Below are 21,585 nucleotides of genomic sequence, written 5' to 3' on the forward strand. Positions count from 1 at the left end.
GCCCCGCCCGTCGCCGGCATCCTCGCCGGGGTCGCCGCGGTGTCCGCGGTCGCGGCGGCCGGCGGGGTGGTGCGCGTCCTGGTGACCGCCGACTGGACCGCTGTGGGGTACCTGCTGTGCGCGATGGCGGCCCTGGCCGCAGCGGCGGCCCTGCCCCCGCGGCGGGCCGTGACGGCCGTCGGCCTCGCCTCCGGGGCGGCGGCCGCCGGCGCGCTGACCGTGCTGTGGGCACTGCCACCGCTGACGGTCGCCCTCCTCACGCCCGACGACTTCCACGGGCCGGCCGCGGCGGCCGCGGTCGCCGGGCTCACCGCCGCGACGCTCGCGGCGACCGCCCGCCGCCTGCACTCCCGCACCGCGGCCTCCGGCGCACTCGTGGCGGCCGCGGCCGCCCTCGGCGCGATCGACCTGCCCCTGGCCCGCGTCGCCGTCGTCGCGGCCCTCCTGGCACTGTCGGCCGTCGCCCTCGCGCCGGCCGCGCTCGCCACGGCGGGCGTCCTGGCGCTGACCACCATCGGGTGGGTGCACGAGGACGGCCCGATGACGCTCACCGTGCTCGCGCTGCTGTTCGTGGCGTACGGCGCCCTCTTCGCCGCCGCGGCCCGCACACGGGCGGTCAGCGCCGCCTGCGCGGTCGCCTGCGCGGCGGGCCTCGCGTGGGACGGGCCGCTCGTCGCGGGCTGGCCGCGGCACGACGCCGCCTTCGTCGTCCTGGGCGTCGCCGCGGCCGCCCAGGCACTCGCCCTGACCCGGACCGCACGCGCCTTCGAGTACCCCGGGTACGCGGCCGCCGCCCTGGCGGTCTGCCTCACGGCCGGTGAGCCCGCGGCCCTCGCCCTGGCTCTCGCCTGCGCCGGGGCGGCCGTCGCGGCGGTCGCCGCGCTCCGGGCCGACCGCCGCCGCCTCCACCACGTCGCGACCGCGCTGTGCGTCGCGGCGCTCTGGGTGCGCCTCGCGGCGTCCGGCGTCACGACCCCCGAGGCCTACACCGCGCCGGTCAGCGCGGTCGCGATCGCCCTCGGCCTCCTCGCGCGGCGCCGCGACGCCACGGTCTCCTCCTGGCTCGCCTACGGCCCCGCCCTCGCGGTCACGCTCCTGCCCTCGCTCGTCACCGCCTGGGGCGACCCGGCGTGGCCCCGGCCCCTCCTGCTCGGCGCCGCCGCCCTGGCCGTCACGCTCCTCGGCGCGGCACGGCGGCTCGCCGCCCCCCTGCTTCTCGGCGGAGCCGTACTCGCCCTCGACGCGGTTCACGAGCTCGCGCCCTTCATCGCGCAGGCGCTGGGGGCGGTGCCGCGCTGGGTTCCGCTTGCGGTGGCGGGGGTGCTGCTGATCGCGCTGGGCGCGACGTACGAGCGCCGGCTTCGGGAAGTGCGGCAGCTGCGCCGCCGCCTCCTCCGCCTCCACTGAGCCCCCCGCTGCGCCGGCTGTGCGGGTAGGTTTTTTCCCGCCCTCCCGCAGCCTTCGGCCGGGGGTGCCCCCAACCCGGCGCGGTAAGTGACCGCCTGCGCTCTGTTCGTGTGGGGTCGGTGCCGCGCCGGGGTACGCCCCCAGCTACCGCTGGGAGGTACCCCCACCTCGGCGCTCGCGGTTTGGCCCCACATCGTCCGGCATCGGACCCCGCAGTCTCCGCTTGTCGCTCCCCCAGCGGGGGCACCCCGCCACGCCCCCCTCCCGGGCCGGCTGGGCGTCTGACGGCCGGTGGGGGTGCTGTCGGCGGTGACGGCTGCGCCCTTGGACGGCGCTGCGCCAACGGTGGCCCGAGCACGGTGCCGTCTCCACCACCCTCCGGGGATCAGGCGCTCGCAACTACGGAGGGGGCGGGGTCGTAGGGGTGGGCGTTCTGGACTGTGGAGCATATTTGGGTGCATGACCCGGGGTGATCAGTTGAGGGTGCCCGAGGCACCGAAATGTGCTGTCCAGAATGGCCGGCCCCGGAGGCCCCGCACCCGGCCCCCACGAAACGCGCGCCGGGGCGCCCAGACTTCCTGGGGCACACGGGAGGGCGGGCGGGGAAAAAAGCCGAGGCCCGCAGGCGGGACGCCTGCGGGCCTCGGTGACGGTGGGCGATACTGGGATCGAACCAGTGACCCCTTCGGTGTGAACGAAGTGCTCTCCCGCTGAGCTAATCGCCCGTCGCGGGAACAACATTACCGCATGTCAGCCCGTGCCCCCGACGCACCCCCGGCCGCCCGCTCAGCCCATGCCCGCCCTCCACGGCATGACGAAGCCGAAGCGCCACAGGTAGTAGCCGAGCAGGGCGCCGACGATCACCAGACCGATGGCGGTGAGGATGAGATTGCGACGCCGCACAGCCGGGTCCAGCGCCTTCTGCGTGGCCTCGGTGACCTTGCGCTTGGTCCAGCGCAGCACGAGCTGGGCCCAGACGAACTCGGTCGCCCATACGGCCATACCGGCGAAGATGATCACCCAGCCGGGACCGGGCAGCGGGAGCAGGACGATGCCGCCGCCGACGATGGCGAGGCCGAGGACGAAGACGCCCACCTGCCAGCTCACGTGGAGCGCGCGGGACCGCCGGATGAAGAGCGGCGCCCGGGAGCCCAGCGGGCGTTCCGGACCGCCCGGTCCAGGCGCGTCGCCCGCCGTGCCGTCGTTGTCGCCGGCGGCGGGATCCGTGGCCACGGCCGCCGTCCGCTCGTCACTCTCCGCAGTCATGTTCTCAAACCTACCCGACCCCGCCTCCTCACCGGAATGGCTCGCCGGGGAGGAAAAGAACTCGGCCGGACGAGGTACCGGAACCCTCACAAACCCGTCAGAGGGGTTTACAACGTCCCCGCAGGTGGCATGTCGATTTCGCCGACGTGCGAATCCCCGAGCGCACACTGAGCGAAAGGCCCTGGCGCTTATGAACACCACGGTCAGCTGCGAGCTGCACCTGCGCCTCGTTGTGTCGAGCGAATCGTCACTGCCCGTGCCCGCGGGCTTGCGGTACGACACGGCCGATCCCTACGCCGTGCACGCCACTTTCCACACCGGTGCCGAGGAGACGGTCGAATGGGTCTTCGCCCGCGACCTGCTCGCCGAAGGCCTGCACCGGCCCACCGGTACCGGCGACGTCCGGGTCTGGCCGTCCCGCAGTCACGGTCAGGGCGTCGTGTGCATCGCCCTCAGCTCTCCCGAGGGGGAGGCGCTGCTGGAAGCCCCGGCACGCGCCCTGGAGTCGTTCCTCAAGCGGACCGACGCCGCGGTGCCGCCCGGTACCGAGCATCGACACTTCGATCTGGACACCGAGCTCTCGCACATCCTCGCCGAGAGCTGAGTCCGCCGACCGTCCGCTGCCGTACGCATCTCGGGGGTACGGCGCGGACCTGACCCGCCGAAGCCGCCGCCGCGGAGCCGTGCCGCTCCACGACGGCGGCTCTCGCGCTACAGTCACCGGAACGCCCGCCCCACAAGGCCAGGGAGAGAGCGATTCCGTGCTGATCAACCATGACACCAGGTGCGCGCTCGACTGCGTGGTGGACCTGATCAACACCACGCCGGAGAGCGACGGCCGGGAGGGTCTCCCCGATCTCACGGCCCTGCAGGCCTTCGTGGAACGCAATCAGATCAGCGACGTGAACACGCTCGACGAGCAGGACCTGCTGGCCGTGCGGAGGATTCGCGGCCGTTTCGCGCAGGCGTTCGCCGCCCCGAGCACACCCGCGGCGGCCGCCCTGGTCAACGCGCTGGTGGCGGAGGCGGGCACCACCCCGCGCCTGACGGACCACGACGGCTACGACTGGCACGTGCACTACTTCGCCCCCGGGGCGTCGCTGGCGAACCACCTGGCGGCGGACTGCGGCATGGCCCTGGCGTTCCTCCTGGTCGCCGGCGAGCGCGAGCGGCTGCGCCACTGCGACGCGCCCGACTGCCGCCGTGCCTTCGTGGACCTGTCGCGCAACCGTTCCCGCCGCTACTGCGACAGCCGCACCTGCGGCAACCGGCTGCACGTGGCGGCCTACCGGGCGCGGCGCCGCGAGGCGGTGGCGGTACCGGCTCAGAACGGCCAGAGGTCGTAGAGCCCGCCGAGGCCGAGCAGGCCGCCGATGACGGTCAGGAACAGCATCAGCGGCGGCTGGGAGAGCGCGAAGAGGCAACCGCGGGGCTCGTCGTTTTCGAGTTCCATGGCCTTACAAGGTCGTGGGACGTTCGGCAGGGGCACGAACTCGCACAACCGTACGCCCCAGGGCACGCCAACTGACGCCCCGGGGACGGTAGTTGAGGTTTGCTGCCACCGTGATGATGGCGTAGCCGCGCCGACCCCGGCGACCAACACGCCGCTCAGATGCCCCGGCGCTTGAGGATCTCCTCGATCTCACCGAATTCGGCCAGGTCGGGATCGGTTCTGATCTTCTCCTTGGCCTTCTTGGACTCCGGCCGCACCTCCGGCCGACGCGCCGCGCCGAGTGCCGGAGCGCTCGCCCCGGGCACCGCCGCGGGCGTCCCGCGGCGCTCCGGTGCGCGCCCGCGGCGTCCGGCGATCCGGCCCGCCGCATAGAGCACGACGGCCAGCGCCAGGACGGCGAATCCCGCCCACACCGAGGGCTTGAAGGCCAGGCCGGCCGTCCAGTCCCCCACGGCGGCGACCACCTTGCCGGCCAGGGTCGCCAGGCCCGTCATCCAGAACCCCACGGGCAGCAACGCCACGGCGGCGATCCGCACCGCCCGCGCGAACCTGCGGCGGTACGCGGTGAGCACGGCGATGGCGAGGCCCGCCGCGGACAGCGCCACACACACGGTCGAGGTCAGCATGCGCAGCTCCTCCGAAGGCGACTCCTGGGTCCATCGTGCACCTGTCCCGCCCTGCCGGGCCATGCTCCGGCGCCAAGGTCAGGGTGATCTCCGGGACGCCTCCTCCCCCGGTGGGAGACTGACCCCATGAACGAAGCGACCCCCGGCACCGCCGTCCTCGAGTTCTGGTGCGAACTCCAGTGCCCCGACTGCGCGACAGCGCTGACCGACCTCCGCACGCTGCGGGACACGTACGGCGACGCCCTGGAGATCCAGCTCCGGCACTTCCCCCTGGAGAAGCACAAGCACTCCTACGCCGCCGCGCAGGCCGCCGAGGAGGCCTTCGCTCAGGGCCGGGGATGGGAGTACGCGGAAGCCGTCCTCGCCCGCACGGAGGAGCTCGGCAGCCGGGGGGAGCCGCTGCTCGTGGACATCGCGGCGGAGCTGGGACTGGACGCGGAGGAGTTCGACACGGCGCTGATCGACGGGCGCCATCTGCTGATCGTCGACGCGGACCACGCGGAGGGCAAGGCGATCGGCGTGACGGGGACCCCCACGTACGTCATCGACGGGGAGCGCTTCGACGGCGGCAAGAGCCAGGAAGGGCTGCGCGAGCGCGTCGAGGCGGTCGCCGACCGGCTGCTCGGGCGGTAGGAACGCCGATGCCACGGCGCCGCGCCGCTCAGAGCAGCGGTTTGGCGAAGTGGACCTGTGTCGTGCGGTAGCCCAGCGACTCGTAGAGCCGCAGCGCAGGATCGTTGCCGGCGAAGACGTTGAGGCCGAGCCAGTGCAGCCCGTCGGCGACGCAGGCGCGTTCGGCGACGAGCATCAGGGTGCGGCCGTGGCCCCGGCCGCGGTGGGCGGCCTCGACCTGGACGTTGTAGACGTAGCCGGAGGGCTCGCCGTCGTCCGTGGCGCGGCGGCCCACCCACAGGTCGCCGACGTCCTCGCCGCCGGCCCGCAGGACCCGCAGGACGGTGCCGGGGGTCGCGAGCCCCCCGGGCAGCGCCGACCGGTGGTCGGCCTCGGCCTTGGCGCGGGCCTGGGCCTCGGGGACGCCGCGCAGGGTCCAGCTGCGCACGTACTCGTCCTGCATCCGGGCCAGCCACGCGGGGAACTCCGCCTCGGTCATCGCCCGCGGCTCGCTGCCCTCCGGCAGGGCGGGCGGCGCGTCCGGGAGCGCCTTGAGCATGTTGCGGTTCCGCTCCGTGTAGCCGAGCGTCCTGGCGAGGCGGAACGCGGCCGTCTCGCCGGACCGGACGCTGACCTCGATCCGGCGGCAGCCCCAGTCCCGCAGCACCTCCTCGGCCGCGAGGGCGGCGACCGTGCCGCGGCCCCTGCGCTGCTGGTCGTGATCGATCCGCAGGGCGGCGATGCGACCGGTCCCGGGGCCGAACCGGGCGTCGGTGCACAGCGTGGTCTCCCCCACGGGGCGACCGTTGACGCAGATGGCGTAGCGGCGGGCGCGGACGCCGCCGCGCCACGTCTGTTCGGGCTCCGCGGGTCGCAGCGTGGTGGTCATGGTGGGGTTCTACTAGGTCGACGCCCGTACGTCACGGGTTGGCGTTCTCCGCCGCGCGCTCGGCGAAGACGCGCATCGCCTTGGCGGTCACCGGGCCCGGTGTGCCGGGCAGTTCGCGGGCGTCGGTGCGGTGGACGGCCTGGACGTCGCGCAGGGTGGAGGTCAGGAAGATCTCGTCGGCCTCGTCGAGCACGTCCAGGGGCAGGTCCGCTTCCTCGGCGCCGGCCCAGTCGGCCACGAGTTCACGGGTGATCCCGGCCAGGCAGCCGGAGGCGAGCGGCGGGGTGAGGAGTGTGCCGCCCACGACGACGAAGACGTTGGAGCCGGTGCCCTCGCAGAGCGCCCCCTGCGTGTTGGCGAACAGCGCCTCCGAGGCGCCGGCGTGGTGGGCCCGCGCGAGGGCGACGACGTTCTCGCCGTAGGACGTGGTCTTCAGCCCGGCCAGCGCGCCCTTCTCGTTGCGGGTCCAGGGCACCGTGATGACGGCGGTGCTGTCCGGGCGCGGGTTCGCGGAGCCGAGCGCGACCACGAGGGTCGGGCCGGTGGTCCCCCGCTCGGAGCCGAGCGGGGAGGTGCCGCCGGTGTACGTCACCCGCAGCCGGCCGAGCGGCACCGGGTTCGCGGCCAGGACCGCCTCACAGGCGTGCCGCACCGCGTCGAGGTCGGGCTCGGCAAGGCCCAGGCCCTCCGCGGAGCGGGCCAGGCGCCGCAGGTGCCGGTCCATGGCGAAGGCCGTGCCGTGCGAGGCCTTGAGCGTCTCGAAGACGCCGTCGCCCACGGTCAGTCCGTGGTCCATCACGGACACCAGGGCTTCGTCGGCCTCGCGCAGCGCGCCGTTGACCCAGATCGTCGTGCTCACCGTGTCACTCCGCCTCGTCGTCGCAGTCGTACGTACCCGACGCTACCGCCAGCAGCCGGGACGCCTTGAGCTCGGTCTCCTCCCACTCCCGCTCGGGGTCCGAGCCCCAGGTGATGCCGGCGCCGGTGCCGAAGCGCAGCAGCGGCGCTCCGGGAGCGGCGCGGTCGATCCAGAAGGTGCGGATGCCGACCGCGAGCTCGCCGGTGCGGCGGTCGGCGTCGACCCAGCCGATGCCGCCGCAGTAGGGGCCGCGGGGGGCCGTCTCCAGCTCCTCGATGATCCGCAGGGCGCTGGACTTGGGGGCACCGGTGACGGAGCCGGGCGGGAAGGCGGCGGCCAGCAGGTCGGCCCAGCCGGCATCCTTGCGCAGCTCGCCGCGGACGGTGGAGACCAGATGGACCAGTCCGGGGTGCTTCTCCACGACGCACAGGTCGGGGACGGTGACCGAGCCGGTGGCGCAGACCCGGCCGAGGTCGTTGCGGACCAGGTCGACGATCATGACGTTCTCGGCGTGGTCCTTGGGCAGCAGATCGGCCTCGGTGCGGCCGGTGCCCTTGATGGGGCCGGACTCGATCACGCCGCCGCTGCGGCGCAGGAACAGTTCCGGGGACGCGGTGGCGACCTCTATGCCGTGCCCGGGCAGCCGGACGGTGCCCGCGTACGGGGCCGGGTTGCCGTGCGCCAGCGCGGCGCCGAGGGCGTCGATGTCGGCGCCCGGGTCGGGCAGCGGCGCCGACAGCACGCGGCACAGGTTGGCCTGGTAGACCTCGCCGGCCGCGATGTACTCGCGCACGCGGCGCACTCCGGCGGTGTAGGCCGCGCGGTCCAGGGAGGACGTCCAGGCGTCGGTGGCCGGGCCGCGCCAGTCGGCGGCGGCGCGCCGGGGAGCGGGACCGGGATCGGGGACGACCGTGCCGAAGCGCGCGCAGACCGTCCCGCCCTCGAAGCCGGCGACGACCGCCCAGAAGCCGGACGAGTCCAGCGCGGCGGGGTCGCTGGTGACATCCCGCAGGTCGGAGGCGAGAAAGCCGCCGATTCTGGCGAGGGGGGCGAGGTCGGGCACGGGGCTTCCCAGGTCGGTCCGTAGGGGTGAATGCGAGTGTAAGTCGGCATCGGCGGGCCAGATGCGCTGGTCACCGACCCGGCACGCTGCGGAAACGCGTTTTGGAGGCGGGGCGGTCTTCCGCTAGAGTTCAACTCGTCGCCGGGACGCGGAAGCGCCCCGGCCGAGGTCCCGCCCGGGTGCGAGCTCCGGGGGAGACGCTGCGGACGTGGCTCAGTTGGTAGAGCATCACCTTGCCAAGGTGAGGGTCGCGAGTTCGAATCTCGTCGTCCGCTCGAAGTGGGGGTTCCCGCCCCCGCGCTGGTGGAGTGGCCGAGAGGCGAGGCAACGGCCTGCAAAGCCGTCTACACGGGTTCAAATCCCGTCTCCACCTCTTCGGACGATTAGCTCAGCGGGAGAGCGCTTCCCTGACACGGAAGAGGTCACTGGTTCAATCCCAGTATCGTCCACTGGGGCTCCGGCCCTCGAGGGTCTTCCCTCACGCGCGATTAGCTCAGCGGGAGAGCGCTTCCCTGACACGGAAGAGGTCACTGGTTCAATCCCAGTATCGCGCACGCGGTATCAGAGGTACCGATGGTTCACGAGGACGATTAGCTCAGCGGGAGAGCGCTTCCCTGACACGGAAGAGGTCACTGGTTCAATCCCAGTATCGTCCACCACCTCAGAGGGCCGGAGCGTTTCGCTCCGGCCCTCTGCCGTGTCAGGACGAGAAGAGCATGTGCGCCCAGCTCTGCTTGTGGTGGCCGTGGTGCCCCCCGTGGTGACCGCCGTGGTGCGGCGCGCCCCAGGCAGGGGCGGCGTGCTGCTGGGGGTAGGCCTGCGGGTAGCCGGGCGGCGGCGGAGCGGGCTGGGCGTACTGCGACTCCACGCGGGTCAGCGCCTCGAGCTCCCCGTAGTCCAGGAAGATCCCCCGGCAGTTGGAGCACTGCTCGATCTGGACGCCGCTGCGGTTGAACGTCTGCATTTGGCCATGACACTTGGGACAGAGCATCGTCGGCTCATCTCCTCGCTCGCACCGGCCGGGGGTCCTCCCCCGGCGTCGAACTGAACATTACTTGCGCGATTCGGCGGCATGTATCGAGGACGGCCTGTTCCGTTCCGTCGAGTACGCGGCCTTCCTGCGTGGCCTTGGCGACCGCGATGGCCGCCGTCTGCACCGCCAACGCCCGTGCCGCCACGTCCAGATGCGGCCACGGGTCGCCGTCCGCGGGAACGGCGGGGCCGCCGGCGGCGCGGTAGGCGCCGAGGAAACGGCCCCAGTCGGCGGGGTCCAGCAGCCCGGCGGCGAACCACATCGCCGGCCGGGCCAGATCCCAGGCGGGCCGGCCGAGCCCGAGGTCGTCCACGTCGATCAGCCGCCACGGGCCCAGCGGCGCCGGATGGCGCACCAGTTGGCCGAGGTGGAGGTCGCCGTGGCAGAGCCCGGCGCCGTCGTGCGGCTGCGGCGCCTCGTCGCGCGCCCAGGCGGGCAGCCCGTGCCAGGCGGCGAGGACGGCCGGCTCGGCCGCGCCCGCCGCGAGCATCCGGGCCACCCCCCGGGCCGCCTTGGCGGGGCCGCGCATCGGCGGCAGCGGGCCGGGCAGCGCGGCGACCGGCACCGAGTGCAGCCGGGCGAGCAGCCTGCCCGCGTCCTCCCAGGGCGCGGCGTCCGGGGCGTCCGGATCGACGGGCTGACCGAACGGCCACACTGTCACCGTGCGGCCGTGCACGGGCGCGCTCAGGGCGCCGTCGGTGCCGGGCAGCGCGGCGGGGGGCAGCAGGATGCCGTCGAGCAGCGGATGGGCGGCCACCCGCAGGCGTACGGAGAGCGCCGCGGAGTCGGTGTCACCGGCGTGGGCCTTGGCGACCAGGCCGCCGCTGCGCACGACCGTGGACTCGGCGCGCTCGGCCAGCACCGCGGGCTCCGGCGGCCGGGCCGGGCCGGGAATCCCCGAGGCCGCTGCCGCGACCGCCCCCAGGGCGCGCGTCAGCGGCGGTGCACTGCTGGTCAAGGGCTCCCCCACTGCTGGTCTCACCGGCCCACTGTGCGGCAGCGCGCCGCGCGGTGGCAATGCCGAAGAAGATGCCCGGGTACCGCCACAGGTACCCGGGCACTCATGCCGTCCGCCGGACCCCCGTCCCCACGGGGTTACTTCACCGGCTGTCGCTGGCCCGGACCGCTCTTCCGGACCCTCGGAGCGATCTGTCAGCGCCCCATCAGACCGGCTACGGACGACGCCTGTGTGACGACCGCGTCCCAGCCCCCGAAGACCACCGCGAGCAGCACCGCCAGCGGCAGGGCCATGGCCACCGCCACCAGGGGATGCCGGGTGCCGGACGGGCGTATGCCGAAGGCGACGATCCTGCTGCCGCGTCCGGGCCGCGCCGGACCGCTCACCGTGTTCGCCATGGCCCTCTCCTGGGTCCCGTGGTCGTGCATCCTTCTGTTGATGTTCAGGGCGGCGGGCGTTTGACCTCGGGGGACGAGTGCTCCGCCCGCCGCTTGACCTCAACACTAGGCGCCGGGCCGGGACGGGTCGTCATGCCTTCGTACCCCTTCTCCGGCCTCCCCCAGGATGACTCCGCGACGCGTCGCGTACTCCCGTGGGTGGAGGTGGCGGCCGAAGGCCCCGGGACATCCCCGAGGGGATGTCCCGGGGACGGGCGCGGCGGGGTGGTCAGTCCCCGTCGCCCTCCTCGGTGTCGTCCCTGGGTATGGGCTGCTCCACCAGCGCGAGGACCCGCGTCGCCATGAAGCGCGCGGTGCGCACCACCGAGCCGGATCGGGTGACTTCGCTCACTTCCACCACCCCGCGGCGCACTGCCGTCTCGACCCTGCGCCCCGCCCTGGTGGCCACTACTTCGTACGTCCTGGTCGTGTCCCCCGCATCCACGACGATCTCCACACGATCACCTTTCATGGCGTCAATCCCCCTTGCACGATGGATTGTTGACGGCATGAAGAAAATCCGGCCCCGAATCCGCCGGACCGTTCCCCACCCTTCAAGGATCCCACCCGGCACTGACAATCCCCCGTCCGGCGCGGGCGCGGCCTCGCGGCACGACGGTCGGTCAGTCCGTAAGCTGTCGACGTCAGACTGGCCGGGCAGGCAGCGGGGATGGACGACATGACGATGATGCGGCTCCGGCGCGAGGACCCGCGTGTCGTCGGCTCGTTCCGGCTGCACCGGAGACTCGGCGCGGGCGGCATGGGGGTGGTGTACCTGGGCGCCGACAAGCGCGGCCAGCGCGTCGCGCTCAAGGTGATCCGCCCCGAGCTCGCCGAGGACCAGGAGTTCCGCTCCCGCTTCGCCCGCGAGGTCTCCGCCGCCCGGCGCATCCGCGGCGGTTGCACGGCGCGACTCGTGGCCGCGGACCTGGAGGCCGAACGCCCCTGGTTCGCCACCCAGTACGTGCCCGGGCCCTCCCTCCACGACAAGGTCGCCCGCGACGGCATCCTGCCGGCCGCCGAGGTCGCCTCGGTGGGCGCGGCCCTGGCCGAGGGCCTGGTCGCCGTGCACGAGGCCGGGGTCGTCCACCGCGACCTGAAGCCCTCCAACATCCTGCTGTCGCCCAAGGGTCCGCGCATCATCGACTTCGGCATCGCCTGGGCGACCGGCGCGAGCACCCTCACCCACGTCGGCACGGCGGTCGGCTCGCCGGGCTTCCTCGCACCGGAGCAGGTCCGCGGAGCCGCGGTCACGCCCGCGACGGACGTCTTCGCCTTCGGGGCGACGCTGGCGTACGCCGCGATGGGCGACTCGCCCTTCGGGCAGGGCAGTTCCGAGGTCATGCTCTACCGCGTCGTGCACGAGGAGCCGGACCTCGCGGGCGTCCCGGACTCGCTCGCCCCCCTGGTGTACGCCTGCCTGACGAAGGATCCGGAGGCGCGGCCCAGCACGGTGCAACTCTCCGAGCGGCTGGCCGAGATCGCCGCCCGCGAGGCGCGCGGACTGGGGCCGGGCCGCCGGGACATCGTGCCCAAGGCCGCCGGACCGCGGCCCGAGCGGCCCACGGGGCCGCGGGCGCAGGCGTACGCCGAGCAGCAGACGGAGCGCCGCACGGCGCCGGGCACGCCTCCGCCTTCCTCCCGTACCCCGGCGCGTACGCCGGCGCGCACCCCCGCCCGCACGCCGTCCGGGCGGACCCCGGCGCCGCGTACGCCCACGAAGCGCCGTCCCGGCGGTGCGGACCGGAGGCTGCTGCGGCAGCGGCTCATCGTCTTCGTGACCGTCACGCTGCTTGTGGCGCTCGGGATCGCCGCCGCGCAGGGGTGTCAGGGGCCGTCGCGGGGTCTTCACCCGGTAACGGGCGCGCGCCAGCTGTCCGGATAGCTTTTCCCTCCGCCCGCCCTCCCCCAACCCGGCGAGGTAAGTGATCGCCCTGCGCTGCGTGCGTTGGGGGGTCGGTGCCCGCGCCGGGGTACGCCCCCAGCGGGGGCCGTCCCGCCACACCCCCTCCCGGGCCAGTCGGGCGACTGACGGCCGGTGGGGGTGACGGCTGCGCCCTTGGACAGCGTTGCGCCAACGGTGGCCCAAGCACGGTGCCGCTTCTACCCCCCACCGGGGATCAGGCGCGATACGAAACGGAGGGGGCGGGGTCGTAGGGGTGGGCGTTCTGGACTGTGGAGCATATGTGGGTGCATGACCCGGGGTGGTCAACGGCAGGTACCCGAGGCACCGAAATGTGCTGTCCAGAATGGCCGGCCCCGGAGGCCCCGCACCCGGCCCACCCCGCACGCGCGCCGGGGTGACTGACCGCGCCGGGCACTCGGGGGGCGGGCGGGGGAAAAACGGGGGAACCGCCCTCGGGGGGTGACACACGGGGCGGGGTGAGTTACTTTCCAAGCGCTTGCTTAGAGACCCGCAACCGCGGAGGACCGCATGACGCTCACCCCCGAGGAACTGCGCGAACGCGCACACGCGCTGCTCGCCTCGTACGACCCCGCGGCGACCGGCCGCCAGGACTTCCTGCGGGCCCGGTTCGACGCCGGGCTGGCGTGGGTGCACTACCCGGAGGGCCTCGGCGGCCTCGGCGCCCCCCGCGCCCTGCAGGCCGTGGTGGACGCGGAGCTGGCCGCCGCCGGGGCACCGGACAACGAACCGCGCCGCATCGGCATCGGCCTCGGGATGGCGGCCCCGACCGTCCTCCGCTACGGCACCGACGACCAGAAGTCCCGCTTCCTGCGCCCCTTGTGGACCGGCGAGGAGGTCTGGTGCCAGCTGTTCAGTGAGCCCGGTGCCGGATCGGACCTGGCGGGGCTGCGCACCCGTGCGGTCAGGGACGGCGACGACTGGCTGGTGACCGGGCAGAAGGTGTGGACGTCCAACGCGCACAACGCGCGCTGGGCGATCCTGATCGCCCGCACCGACCCGGACCTCCCCAAGCACCAGGGCATCACGTACTTCGTGTGCGACATGACCGACCCCGGCGTCGAGGTCCGGCCGCTGCGCCAGATCACCGGCGAGGCCGAGTTCAACGAGGTCTTCCTCACCGACGTCCGGATCCCGGACGCGCACCGCCTCGGCGCCGTGGGCGACGGCTGGCGGGTGGCACAGACGACGCTGATGAACGAGCGGGTCGCGATCGGCGGCACGGCCCTGCCCCGCGAGGGCGGCATGATCGGCACGGTCGCCGCGACCTGGCGGGAACGGCCGGAGCTGCGCACGCCGGACCTGCACGACCGCCTGCTGCGGCTCTGGGTGGACGCCGAGGTCACCCGCCTCACCGGCGAACGGCTGCGCCAGCAGCTCGCGGTGGGCGCGCCCGGACCCGAGGGCTCGGGCATGAAGCTGGCGTTCGCCACGCTCAACCAGCGCATCAGCGGCCTGGAGGTCGAGCTGCTGGGCGAGGACGGACTGCGGTACGGCGACTGGACGATGAGCCGCCCGGAGATCGTCGACTTCTACGGCCGCGACGCGGGCTACCGCTATCTGCGGGCGAAGGGCAACTCGATCGAGGGCGGCACGTCCGAGATCCTGCGCAACATCATCTCCGAGCGGGTCCTGGGCCTGCCCTCCGAGCCCCGTACCGACAAGGACGTCCCGTGGAAGGACCTGCCGCGATGAGTTCCGATCTGCTGTACTCCGACGTCGAGGACGATCTGCGCGCCGCGGTGCGCGGGCTGCTCACCGACCGGTGCGCGCCCGCCGGCGTGCTGGCCCAGGTCGGCACGGGCGCGCCCTACGACGGGGCGCTGTGGCGCACGCTCGCGCAGGAGGTCGGGCTCGCGGGGCTGCTGGTGCCCGAGAAGCTGGGCGGCCAGGGCGCCTCGGCGCGGGAGGCCGCGGTGGTGCTGGAGGAACTGGGCGGCTTCGTCGCACCGGTTCCGTTCCTGGGCAGCGCCGTGCTGGCGACGTCCGTCCTGCTCGCGGCGGGCACGGAGGAGGCGGACGCGGTGGCGGCCCGGCTCGCCGAGGGCACGGAGCCGGCGGCGCTCGCGGTGCCGCTGCCCACCGCGCCCGGCGCGGACTTCCCCACGACGGTGCGCGCCGACGCGGAGGGGCTGCTGACCGGCGGGGTGACCAGCGTGGCGGACGGGTCCGCCGCCGGTGTGCTGCTCGTGCCCGCGCTCGGCCCGGACGGGCCCGAGCTGTACGAGGTGCGGGCGGACGCCGCCGGTGTCGAGGTCTCCGTGCCCGTGCCGCTGGACCTGACCCGGCCCATCGCCGACATCACGTTCGCGGGCGCGGCGGGCCGCCGCCTCGCCGGGCCGGGGAGCGCCGCCGCGGCACTGCGCTCGGCGCTGCTGACCGGGGCGGGCCTGCTGGCGTCCGAGCAGCTGGGCGTGGCCCAGTGGTGCCTGGACGAGACCGTGCGGTACCTGAAGGAGCGGCACCAGTTCGGCCGCGCGGTCGGCTCGTTCCAGTCGCTCAAGCACCGCCTCGCGGACCTGTGGCTCGAACTCGTGCAGGCGCGTGCCGCCGCCCGCAACGCCGCCGACGCGCTCGCGCGCGGGGACCGGGAGGCGGCCGTCGCGGTCGCCGTGGCGCAGGCGTTCTGCGCGCCCGTGGCGGTACATGCCGCCGAGGAGTGCGTCCAGCTGCACGGCGGCATCGGCATGACCTGGGAGCACCCCGCCCACCTCTACCTGAAGCGCGCCAAGGCCGACGAGATCGCGCTGGGCACGCCCGGCCGCCACCGCGCCGCCCTGGCCGCACTGGTGGACCTGGCGCCGGCGGGCTGATTCCCGCTCGGTGGGGCGGCCGGGCCTGACGCCGGCCGCCCCTCCGAGCGCCGGCGATCCGCACAGAAGTGCGCCCTCCTCCGCGACCCGGGAGAATGGAGAGCCGCGGGAACTGCGACACGCACCAGGCTGGAGGCCTTGCGATGCGCGCTGTGCGTCTCGATCATTTCGGCGGTCCCGATGTCCTCGGCATCACCACCCGGCCCGATCCCTCGAAGAAGGCCGGCGAAGCGCTGATCGCCGTCAGGGCGGCGTCCGTGAACCCGTCCGACGTGAAGACCGTCGCCGGCCAGATGGAGGGAACGGTCCTTCCCCGCATTCCCGGGCGCAACTTCGCCGGCGTCGTGGTCGAGGGACCGTCGGACTGGGTCGGCGCCGAGGTGTGGGGCACGGGTGGCGACATCGGCTTCCGGCGCGACGGCTCCCACGCGGAGTTCCTGGCCGTCCCCGAGGCGGCGCTCGTGCGCAAGCCCGAACGGCTCGGCTTCGAGGAGGCGTCCTCCTCGGGCGTGCACTTCGTCACCGGCTGGCTCGGCACCGTGGTGAAGGCCCAACTGGCTCCGGGTGAGGCCATCGCGGTGTTCGGCGTCTCGGGCGGCGTCGGTGGCGCCGTGGCCCAGATCGCCCATGTGATGGGCGCCCATGTCATCGGCGTCGACCGCGTGCACCCCGCCGCCCACACCCCGGCCGCCTCGGTCATCGACGCGTTCGTGGCCCTGGACGGCGCCCCTCAGGCCATCGGCTCCCGCATCAAGCAGGGCACCGCGGGCCAAGGCGTGAGCGTGGTGTTCGACGCCGTCGGCGGCGTCACCACCGCGGCGGCGCTCGCCTCGCTCGCCCACGGCGGCCGGCTCGTGGTCATCAGCTCGGTCGGCACCCGGACCGTGGAGATCGACCTCGTCGACCTGTACCACAACGAGACCCTCATCATCGGCTGCAACAGCGCCGACCTCGGCGTCGTCGAGAGCAGTGCGCTCCTCGGCCGGCTCACGCCGTACTTCGACTCCGGGCAGTTCCGTCCGCTGCCGATCGCCGAGCGCTTCAGCCTGGAGAACGCCCAGGACGCGTACCGCGCGGTGGCCGGCCACGTCAAAGGGGCCGTGGTCATCCGCCCGTGAGCACCGGACCCGGGGGAGCGTCCCGGGAGCGCAGTGATCTGAGGTCGGCTCGCAGCTATCTGGGCCGGTTCCGGTGGCGGCGGCGGCTGCGGCTGGGGCCGTTCCGGTGGCGCGCCGCCGCGCCTTGGCGCGCGGCCCGGGTGGCGGTGGGGGTGGTCGTGCCGCTCGCGGTGGGATCGGCCGCCGGGCATCTGGAGTACGGGGCCTTCGCGTCGTTGGGCGCGCTGCCCGCCGGGTTCGCGTCCTTCCAGGGCGTCACCCGCACCCGGGTGGCCGCGGTGTCCGCGGCCAGCGTCGGGATGGCCGTGTCCACGTTCGTCGGGGCCACGACCGCGGCTGCCGTTCCCTGGCTGCTGGTCGTCGTCGTCAGCCTCTGGGGATACCTCGTCGGGCTGGCCGTCTGCCTGGGGCCGCGGCTGAGCGTGGCGGCCGTTCAGTGGCCCGTCGCGCTGCTGATCTCGATCGGCCTGCCGCTCGGGCCGGCCGAGGCCGCTCTGCGGGCCTGTCTCGTGCTCGCCGGCGGTCTGTTCCAGGGCGCCCTGGTCGCCCTCTCCTGGGCGCTGCAGAAGGGTGATCCGGAGCGCGCGGCGCTGTCGGCGTCCTTCCGGAGCCTGGCCGCGTACGCCGCCGAGGTGACCACCGGGCGGGCCGGAGCGCCGCCGTCCGCCGCCCTCCCGGGCAGGGCCCGTCTCGCCGACCCCAACCCCCTGCTGCCCGAAGCCGTCCGGCTGGCCGGCATCGACCTGCTGGAGCAGGCCGAACGCATCCGCGCCGCGCTCTCCGCACTGAGCGTGCACGTGGCGGGCGATCCCTCCGGGTCCGCCGGCCGTTTCACCGCCGGCGCCGGCCGGGCCCTCGGCCTCACCGCGGACGCGCTGAGCTCCGGCCGGGCCGAGCGGCCCGGGCGCCTCCGGGAGCTGGACCGGTACCTGGCGGAGCTGAAGGCTCCCTCCGGCGCCGGTGCGCACTGGGCCGCCGAGTCCCTGCTCGGCCAACTGCGGGCCTGCAGCCGCATCCTGGGCCGCCTCGACGCGGCACGCGGGCGCACGCCTTCCGGCGATGTGCCGAGCGGTTTTCCGGTACCGGCCCCGGCGGGCGGCCTCGGATGGACGGTCCTCACCCTGCGGGCCAACCTCACCCCCGCGGGGGAGGCCGGCCGTCACGCGGTGCGGCTCGCCGTGGTCGCGGGCCTCGCCGAACTGATGGTCCAGGCCACCGGTCTCTTCGAGGGCCGCTGGGTGGTGCTGACGATCTTCCTGGTGCTCAAGCCCGACTACAACTCGACGGTGTACCGCAGCGTCCACCGGGCCATCGGCACGGCTGTCGGAGCCGGGCTCGGCGCCGCCGTGGCCGAACTGGCGCACCCGGGCCCCGGTGGTCTGGTCGTGGCGGCCGGTATCACCGTGGCGGCCGCCTACGCCCTGTTCGACGTGAACTACGCGCTCTACAGCTGCTTCCTCACCGTGTACATCGTGGTCCTCCTCGACATCCTCGGGTTCGCGGCGGGGACCACCGCCACGGCCCGTCTGGTCGACACGGCGATCGGAGCCACGCTCGCGCTCGTCGCCTTCTCCCTGTGGCCGACCTGGGAGGGCCTCACCGCGCAGGAGAAGTTCGCCCGCCTCATGCGGGCCAACGGACGGTACGCGAAGGCCCTGCTCCACGAACTCGCGTATCCGGGGCAGGTGAGGGCGGAGCGACTGCGCACCCTCCAGGCGGCCGCCCGCCGGGCCCGCACCGACGCCGAGGCCTCCACGGCCCGGCTCGCCGACGAACCCGCGCACCCCCCGCTGACCCCGGCCGTCGCCAGGGCCCTGGTCGCCGCGGTGACCAGACTGGCGCACGCCGAATTGTCGCTGCACGCCCTCATCGCCTCGCCCTGCCCCTGCCCGCCGGTCGGCCGGGAAGGCGGCAGCACGGACCTGGCCGATGACGGCGCCGGGCGCCTCGACGCCCTCGGCGCCGCCCTGGACGTCACGATGGCCGACCTGGCCGGAGCGCTCAGATCCATGCGGCCGCCGGGCGCGCTCCCCCCACTCCGACGGCTCCAGGAGGAGTTCCGCGACCAGCCGGTCCCACCCGATGTCCATCTGACGCCCCTCACGGACGACGTGGTCAACGCCGTCGACACCCTGGCGGCGGTCCTGCGCCGCGGTCCCGTCGCGCCGGCTTCGTGACGTACCTCCGCTGCGCGGGGCCGCACGCCGTGCCCGCCCCCGGTGCGGTGGCGTGGCGGCTTGGCCGGGGCGTAGCGTTCTGAGGAGAGCGGCACCAGGCGGCGCCGGCACCGCACCACGATGCTGGAGGGCGGTTCTCCCATGAACCTCGCTTCTGACCTGGTGGACCGCGCCCGCGCCCACCCGGACCGCGCGGCGCTGCGCCTGGGCGACGGGACCGTCTCCTACCGCTCCCTCGACGGGGGCAGCGCGGGCATGGCCCGGCTGCTCCGCGACCGCGGGGTCGCCCCGGGCGACCGCGTGGCCGTCATGCTCCCCAACACCCCGGAGTTCGCCATCGCCTACTACGGCGCGCTCCGCGCGGGATCCATGGTCGTCCCGATGAACCCCCTGCTCAGGTCACGGGAGATCGCCTACTACCTCGACGACTCAGGTGCCCGCCTGCTGGTCGCCTGGCACACCTCCGCCGACGAGGCGCGGGCCGGTGCGCGGCAGGCGGAGGCCGAGGTGCTCGTCGTCGGGCCCGGCGGGTTCGACGGGCTGCTCGCCGACGCCCCGACCGCCGGGGACCTGACCGACCGCCGCGCGGACGACACCGCGGTGATCCTCTACACCTCCGGGACGACCGGGCATCCGAAGGGGGCCGAACTGACCCACGCCAACCTCGTCCGCAACCGCGACGTGGCCGCCGGTCTGATCCGGCTCTCCCCCGACGACGTGGTGTTCGGCGGGCTGCCGCTGTTCCACGCGTTCGGGCAGACCTGCACGCTCAACGCCTCCGTCACCGCTGGCGCGTGCCTCACCCTGCTGCCGCACTTCCGCGCCGAAGCGGCTCTGGCCCTCCTCGCCGAGCACGGGGTGACCGTCCTGGCCGGGGTGCCGACGATCCTGGGGAGGCTGTTGAAGCCGCCCGACAGGGACAGCTACGACGTCTCCCGGCTGCGGCTGTCGGTCTGCGGCGGCGCGGCGGTGCCGGCCCGGTTGGTGCGCGACTTCGAGGCCGCGTTCGGATGCGTGGTGCTCGAAGGGTACGGGCTGTCGGAGACCTCGCCCGTCGCCTCGTTCAACACCCTGGAGGGCGAACGCAAACCCGGTTCGGTCGGCACCCCGGTCCCGGGCGTCGAGATGCGGGTGGTCGACGCCGGCGGCGACGAAGTGCCGCACGGAGAGACCGGCGAGATCGTGATCCGTGGTCACAACGTGATGAAGGGGTACTGGCGGCGGCCCGACGAGACCGCGGCCGCCATGCGGGACGGCTGGTTCCACACCGGCGATCTCGGCCGGGTCGACGAGGACGGATACTTCTGGATCGTCGGGCGGAAGAAGGACGTGATCATCCGCGGCGGGTACAACGTGTACCCGCGTGAGGTCGAGGCCGTGCTGTACGGGCATCCCGCGATCGCCGAGGCCGCGGTCGTCGGCATGCCCGATCCCGATCTCGGCGAGGAGGTCGGCGCGGCGGTCGTCCTCGCACCGGGCGCCGACACGACGGCCGAGGAGCTGCGCCAGTACGTCAAGGACCGGGTCGCCGCGTACAAGTACCCGCGGAGGGTCTGGCTGGTGGACTCGCTGCCGAAGGGACCCACCGGCAAGACCCTCAAGCAGGCGATCGTCCCTCCGGCCGAAGCGGGCAGGCGATAGGGCGACGACGGCGGAGGCGCACGGACATGGCCGGCAACACTCCCGAGGCCGCGAAGCAACTGTCCCTGGCGGCAGCGCACATGAGGCCGCACCTCCCGGATGTCAGCCGCGACGTCCAGCAGCACGTGATGTCCGCGATGGCACCCCTCGGGGGCGACGACACCGTCCTGCGCCTGCTGCGCGCGAGCGTCGCGGAGAACGTCAGGACCTTGCTGGACGTCTTCGAGAACGACATCCCGCCGGACGCCGTCGGGGAGCCCGCGGCGGCCGGGGAGTACGCGCGGCGGCTGGCCCAGCGGGACGTTCCCGTCGTCGCGCTGATCAGGGTCCTCCGGATCGCCCACGGGTGCTTCCTGCAACGGTGTCTCGACGAACTCCACCGCCAGTACGTCGACGAGGAGCTCTCCGCCGCGACCACCTCGCGCATGCTGGCGGTGAGCTTCGACCACGTCGACCGCGTCACCGAGCACGCGGTCGAGGTCTACCGGCGGGAGCGGGAGCGGTGGCTGCTGAACGGGACCGCCGGACTGGCCGCACGCGTCCGTGACGTGCTCGCGGAGCAGGACGCCGACCCCGGCCGGGCCGAGTCGGCCCTCGGCTACCGGTTCTCCCAGCATCACCTCGGGCTGGTGGCCCGGCTCCCCTCCCCCGGTCACGGCAGTGCCGCGCCGGCCCGGCTCGACCGCTTCACGGCCGGGCTCGCCGGGGCGCTGGACTGCCCCGGCCGGCCCCTGTTCGTCCCCCAGGACGAGACGCTGGCCTGGGCGTGGCTGCCGTTGGGCGGGCGCGACCGGGTCCCCTGGGAACGGCTGGCGGACGTGGTGGAGGACGCCGATCCCTCCGTGCGGGTCTGCGCGGGAGGCGTGGAGCCGGGGATCGGGGGCTTCCGCCGCACCCACCGCCAGGCCCTGCGCGCGCAGGAACTCGCCGCGGTGGCGAGTCCCGGCCGCCGGTTCACGGCCTGGGCCCGGGTGGCGCCGATCGCCCTGATGTGCGGGAACGTCGACGACCTGGGCACCTGGGTCAGGAGTGTCCTGGGCCCGTTGGCCGTCGACGACGAGCACTCCTCGCGCCTGCGCGAGACCCTGCGGATCTTCCTTGCCACCGGCTGCAGTTACACCGCCACCGCGGGCCGTCAGATCCTGCACAAGAACACGGTGCAGTACCGGATCCGGAAGGCCGAGGAGGCCATGGGCCACACCGTCGAGGAACGGCGCACCGATCTGGACGTCGCCCTGCTCGCCGTGGAGCACCTGGGATCGGTGGTACTCAGGAGGAAGCCCGCGTGACCCGTTGAGCGCCGAACCTC

General features: G+C 74.0%; 21 protein-coding genes and 6 tRNA genes. 16 read left to right on the forward strand and 11 right to left on the reverse strand.

Going from position 1 to position 21,585, the window contains the following annotated elements; genetic code table 11:
• On the forward strand, positions 1–1,407 hold a 1,407-nt coding region (locus PV364_RS37635), incomplete at its 5' end, for an SCO7613 C-terminal domain-containing membrane protein (protein ID WP_415924666.1).
• A 653-nt stretch (positions 1,408–2,060) separates the two neighbouring features.
• Here PV364_RS37635 and PV364_RS37640 read toward each other — a convergent pair.
• A tRNA-Val gene (locus tag PV364_RS37640) sits at positions 2,061–2,132 on the reverse strand.
• A gap of 61 nt (positions 2,133–2,193) precedes the next feature.
• Positions 2,194–2,673: a TIGR02611 family protein gene (locus tag PV364_RS37645; protein ID WP_319665435.1), complete on the reverse strand. Its 480-nt coding sequence runs from the start codon at positions 2,671–2,673 to the stop codon at positions 2,194–2,196.
• A gap of 190 nt (positions 2,674–2,863) precedes the next feature.
• Here PV364_RS37645 and PV364_RS37650 point away from each other — a divergent pair, with 190 nt between their 5' ends.
• Positions 2,864–3,277, forward strand: coding sequence for an SsgA family sporulation/cell division regulator (locus PV364_RS37650; protein WP_003959770.1), 414 nt, complete (start codon positions 2,864–2,866; stop codon positions 3,275–3,277).
• A gap of 157 nt (positions 3,278–3,434) precedes the next feature.
• Positions 3,435–4,019 carry a CGNR zinc finger domain-containing protein gene (locus PV364_RS37655; RefSeq protein WP_319665436.1) on the forward strand — a complete coding sequence of 195 codons (585 nt, stop codon included), beginning with the start codon at positions 3,435–3,437 and terminating at the stop codon, positions 4,017–4,019.
• Here PV364_RS37655 and PV364_RS37660 read toward each other — a convergent pair.
• Complete coding sequence (locus PV364_RS37660) at positions 3,998–4,126, reverse strand: hypothetical protein (RefSeq protein ID WP_319665437.1); 129 nt, start codon at positions 4,124–4,126, stop codon at positions 3,998–4,000. The two genes, PV364_RS37655 and PV364_RS37660, sit on opposite strands and share 22 nt — an antisense overlap.
• 155 nt (positions 4,127–4,281) lie before the next feature.
• Positions 4,282–4,752 carry a hypothetical protein gene (locus PV364_RS37665; protein ID WP_319665438.1) on the reverse strand — a complete coding sequence of 157 codons (471 nt, stop codon included), beginning with the start codon at positions 4,750–4,752 and terminating at the stop codon, positions 4,282–4,284.
• 126 nt (positions 4,753–4,878) lie between these two features.
• Here PV364_RS37665 and PV364_RS37670 point away from each other — a divergent pair, with 126 nt between their 5' ends.
• Positions 4,879–5,385, forward strand: a complete 507-nt coding sequence (locus PV364_RS37670) for a DsbA family protein (protein WP_319665439.1) — start codon at positions 4,879–4,881, stop codon at positions 5,383–5,385.
• A gap of 28 nt (positions 5,386–5,413) precedes the next feature.
• Here PV364_RS37670 and PV364_RS37675 read toward each other — a convergent pair whose 3' ends face one another.
• The 3 genes from PV364_RS37675 to PV364_RS37685 form a co-directional block, all read right to left on the reverse strand.
• Positions 5,414–6,253 carry a GNAT family N-acetyltransferase gene (locus PV364_RS37675; protein WP_319665440.1) on the reverse strand — a complete coding sequence of 280 codons (840 nt, stop codon included), beginning with the start codon at positions 6,251–6,253 and terminating at the stop codon, positions 5,414–5,416.
• A 31-nt stretch (positions 6,254–6,284) separates the two neighbouring features.
• Entirely contained in the window at positions 6,285–7,049 is a 765-nt protein-coding gene (locus PV364_RS37680; RefSeq protein ID WP_319665490.1) for an aminodeoxychorismate lyase, read from the reverse strand.
• Between the two features lie 67 nt (positions 7,050–7,116).
• Positions 7,117–8,175, reverse strand: coding sequence for a chorismate-binding protein (locus PV364_RS37685; protein ID WP_319665441.1), 1,059 nt, complete (start codon positions 8,173–8,175; stop codon positions 7,117–7,119).
• Positions 8,176–8,377: 202 nt separating this feature from the next.
• Between PV364_RS37685 and PV364_RS37690 the strand changes: the two genes are divergently transcribed.
• From PV364_RS37690 to PV364_RS37710, 5 genes are all read left to right on the forward strand, one after another.
• A tRNA-Gly gene (locus PV364_RS37690) sits at positions 8,378–8,450 on the forward strand.
• A 27-nt stretch (positions 8,451–8,477) separates the two neighbouring features.
• A tRNA-Cys gene (locus PV364_RS37695) sits at positions 8,478–8,548 on the forward strand.
• 4 nt (positions 8,549–8,552) lie between these two features.
• Positions 8,553–8,624 (forward strand) — tRNA-Val (locus PV364_RS37700).
• Between the two features lie 33 nt (positions 8,625–8,657).
• A tRNA-Val gene (locus PV364_RS37705) sits at positions 8,658–8,729 on the forward strand.
• A gap of 30 nt (positions 8,730–8,759) precedes the next feature.
• A tRNA-Val gene (locus tag PV364_RS37710) sits at positions 8,760–8,834 on the forward strand.
• A gap of 41 nt (positions 8,835–8,875) precedes the next feature.
• On the opposite strand, the gene PV364_RS37715 is transcribed toward PV364_RS37710, so the two are convergent.
• The 4 genes from PV364_RS37715 to PV364_RS37730 all read right to left on the reverse strand — a co-directional run bounded on the left by PV364_RS37715 (position 8,876) and on the right by PV364_RS37730 (position 11,075).
• Positions 8,876–9,166 (reverse strand): zf-TFIIB domain-containing protein, encoded by a 291-nt coding sequence (locus PV364_RS37715; RefSeq protein WP_319665442.1) that lies wholly within the window; start codon positions 9,164–9,166, stop codon positions 8,876–8,878.
• 7 nt (positions 9,167–9,173) lie between these two features.
• Entirely contained in the window at positions 9,174–10,166 is a 993-nt protein-coding gene (locus PV364_RS37720) for an aminoglycoside phosphotransferase family protein (protein WP_319665443.1), read from the reverse strand.
• 194 nt (positions 10,167–10,360) lie between these two features.
• Positions 10,361–10,564: a hypothetical protein gene (locus tag PV364_RS37725; protein ID WP_319665444.1), complete on the reverse strand. Its 204-nt coding sequence runs from the start codon at positions 10,562–10,564 to the stop codon at positions 10,361–10,363.
• A gap of 268 nt (positions 10,565–10,832) precedes the next feature.
• On the reverse strand, positions 10,833–11,075 hold the full coding sequence (locus tag PV364_RS37730; RefSeq protein WP_319665445.1) for a hypothetical protein: 243 nt from the start codon (positions 11,073–11,075) through the stop codon (positions 10,833–10,835).
• Between the two features lie 207 nt (positions 11,076–11,282).
• Here PV364_RS37730 and PV364_RS37735 point away from each other — a divergent pair, with 207 nt between their 5' ends.
• The 7 genes from PV364_RS37735 to PV364_RS37765 all read left to right on the forward strand — a co-directional run bounded on the left by PV364_RS37735 (position 11,283) and on the right by PV364_RS37765 (position 21,565).
• Entirely contained in the window at positions 11,283–12,488 is a 1,206-nt protein-coding gene (locus PV364_RS37735) for a serine/threonine-protein kinase (RefSeq protein WP_319665491.1), read from the forward strand.
• A gap of 549 nt (positions 12,489–13,037) precedes the next feature.
• Positions 13,038–14,222, forward strand: coding sequence for an acyl-CoA dehydrogenase family protein (locus PV364_RS37740; protein ID WP_319665446.1), 1,185 nt, complete (start codon positions 13,038–13,040; stop codon positions 14,220–14,222).
• Positions 14,219–15,340: an acyl-CoA dehydrogenase family protein gene (locus PV364_RS37745; RefSeq protein ID WP_319665447.1), complete on the forward strand. Its 1,122-nt coding sequence runs from the start codon at positions 14,219–14,221 to the stop codon at positions 15,338–15,340. The genes PV364_RS37740 and PV364_RS37745 overlap by 4 nt, the downstream gene beginning before the upstream one ends.
• 143 nt (positions 15,341–15,483) lie before the next feature.
• Positions 15,484–16,458, forward strand: a complete 975-nt coding sequence (locus PV364_RS37750; protein ID WP_319665448.1) for a zinc-binding alcohol dehydrogenase family protein — start codon at positions 15,484–15,486, stop codon at positions 16,456–16,458.
• Complete coding sequence (locus PV364_RS37755) at positions 16,455–18,635, forward strand: FUSC family protein (RefSeq protein WP_319665449.1); 2,181 nt, start codon at positions 16,455–16,457, stop codon at positions 18,633–18,635. The genes PV364_RS37750 and PV364_RS37755 overlap by 4 nt, the downstream gene beginning before the upstream one ends.
• Positions 18,636–18,776: 141 nt before the next feature.
• On the forward strand, positions 18,777–20,276 hold the full coding sequence (locus PV364_RS37760; RefSeq protein ID WP_319665450.1) for a long-chain fatty acid--CoA ligase: 1,500 nt from the start codon (positions 18,777–18,779) through the stop codon (positions 20,274–20,276).
• A gap of 26 nt (positions 20,277–20,302) precedes the next feature.
• On the forward strand, positions 20,303–21,565 hold the full coding sequence (locus PV364_RS37765; protein ID WP_319665451.1) for a PucR family transcriptional regulator: 1,263 nt from the start codon (positions 20,303–20,305) through the stop codon (positions 21,563–21,565).
• Positions 21,566–21,585 lie beyond the last annotated feature (20 nt).

Source organism: Streptomyces sp. MI02-7b (assembly GCF_033793585.1).
Taxonomy (GTDB): Bacteria; Actinomycetota; Actinomycetes; order Streptomycetales; family Streptomycetaceae; genus Actinacidiphila.

Bases quoted from the DNA above. Each gene is read 5' to 3' on its own strand.
- PV364_RS37680 (WP_319665490.1), bottom strand. From the start codon at position 7,049: ATGGACCACGGACTGACCGTGGGCGACGGCGTCTTCGAGACGCTCAAG.
- PV364_RS37715 (WP_319665442.1), bottom strand. From the start codon at position 9,166: ATGCTCTGTCCCAAGTGTCATGGCCAAATGCAGACGTTCAACCGCAGC.
- PV364_RS37650 (WP_003959770.1), top strand. From the start codon at position 2,864: ATGAACACCACGGTCAGCTGCGAGCTGCACCTGCGCCTCGTTGTGTCG.
- PV364_RS37730 (WP_319665445.1), bottom strand. From the start codon at position 11,075: ATGAAAGGTGATCGTGTGGAGATCGTCGTGGATGCGGGGGACACGACC.
- PV364_RS37735 (WP_319665491.1), top strand. From the start codon at position 11,283: ATGACGATGATGCGGCTCCGGCGCGAGGACCCGCGTGTCGTCGGCTCG.
- PV364_RS37740 (WP_319665446.1), top strand. From the start codon at position 13,038: ATGACGCTCACCCCCGAGGAACTGCGCGAACGCGCACACGCGCTGCTC.
- PV364_RS37760 (WP_319665450.1), top strand. From the start codon at position 18,777: ATGAACCTCGCTTCTGACCTGGTGGACCGCGCCCGCGCCCACCCGGAC.
- PV364_RS37665 (WP_319665438.1), bottom strand. From the start codon at position 4,752: ATGCTGACCTCGACCGTGTGTGTGGCGCTGTCCGCGGCGGGCCTCGCC.
- PV364_RS37725 (WP_319665444.1), bottom strand. From the start codon at position 10,564: ATGGCGAACACGGTGAGCGGTCCGGCGCGGCCCGGACGCGGCAGCAGG.
- PV364_RS37675 (WP_319665440.1), bottom strand. From the start codon at position 6,253: ATGACCACCACGCTGCGACCCGCGGAGCCCGAACAGACGTGGCGCGGC.
- PV364_RS37645 (WP_319665435.1), bottom strand. From the start codon at position 2,673: ATGACTGCGGAGAGTGACGAGCGGACGGCGGCCGTGGCCACGGATCCC.
- PV364_RS37750 (WP_319665448.1), top strand. From the start codon at position 15,484: ATGCGCGCTGTGCGTCTCGATCATTTCGGCGGTCCCGATGTCCTCGGC.
- PV364_RS37660 (WP_319665437.1), bottom strand. From the start codon at position 4,126: ATGGAACTCGAAAACGACGAGCCCCGCGGTTGCCTCTTCGCGCTCTCC.
- PV364_RS37765 (WP_319665451.1), top strand. From the start codon at position 20,303: ATGGCCGGCAACACTCCCGAGGCCGCGAAGCAACTGTCCCTGGCGGCA.
- PV364_RS37670 (WP_319665439.1), top strand. From the start codon at position 4,879: ATGAACGAAGCGACCCCCGGCACCGCCGTCCTCGAGTTCTGGTGCGAA.
- PV364_RS37745 (WP_319665447.1), top strand. From the start codon at position 14,219: ATGAGTTCCGATCTGCTGTACTCCGACGTCGAGGACGATCTGCGCGCC.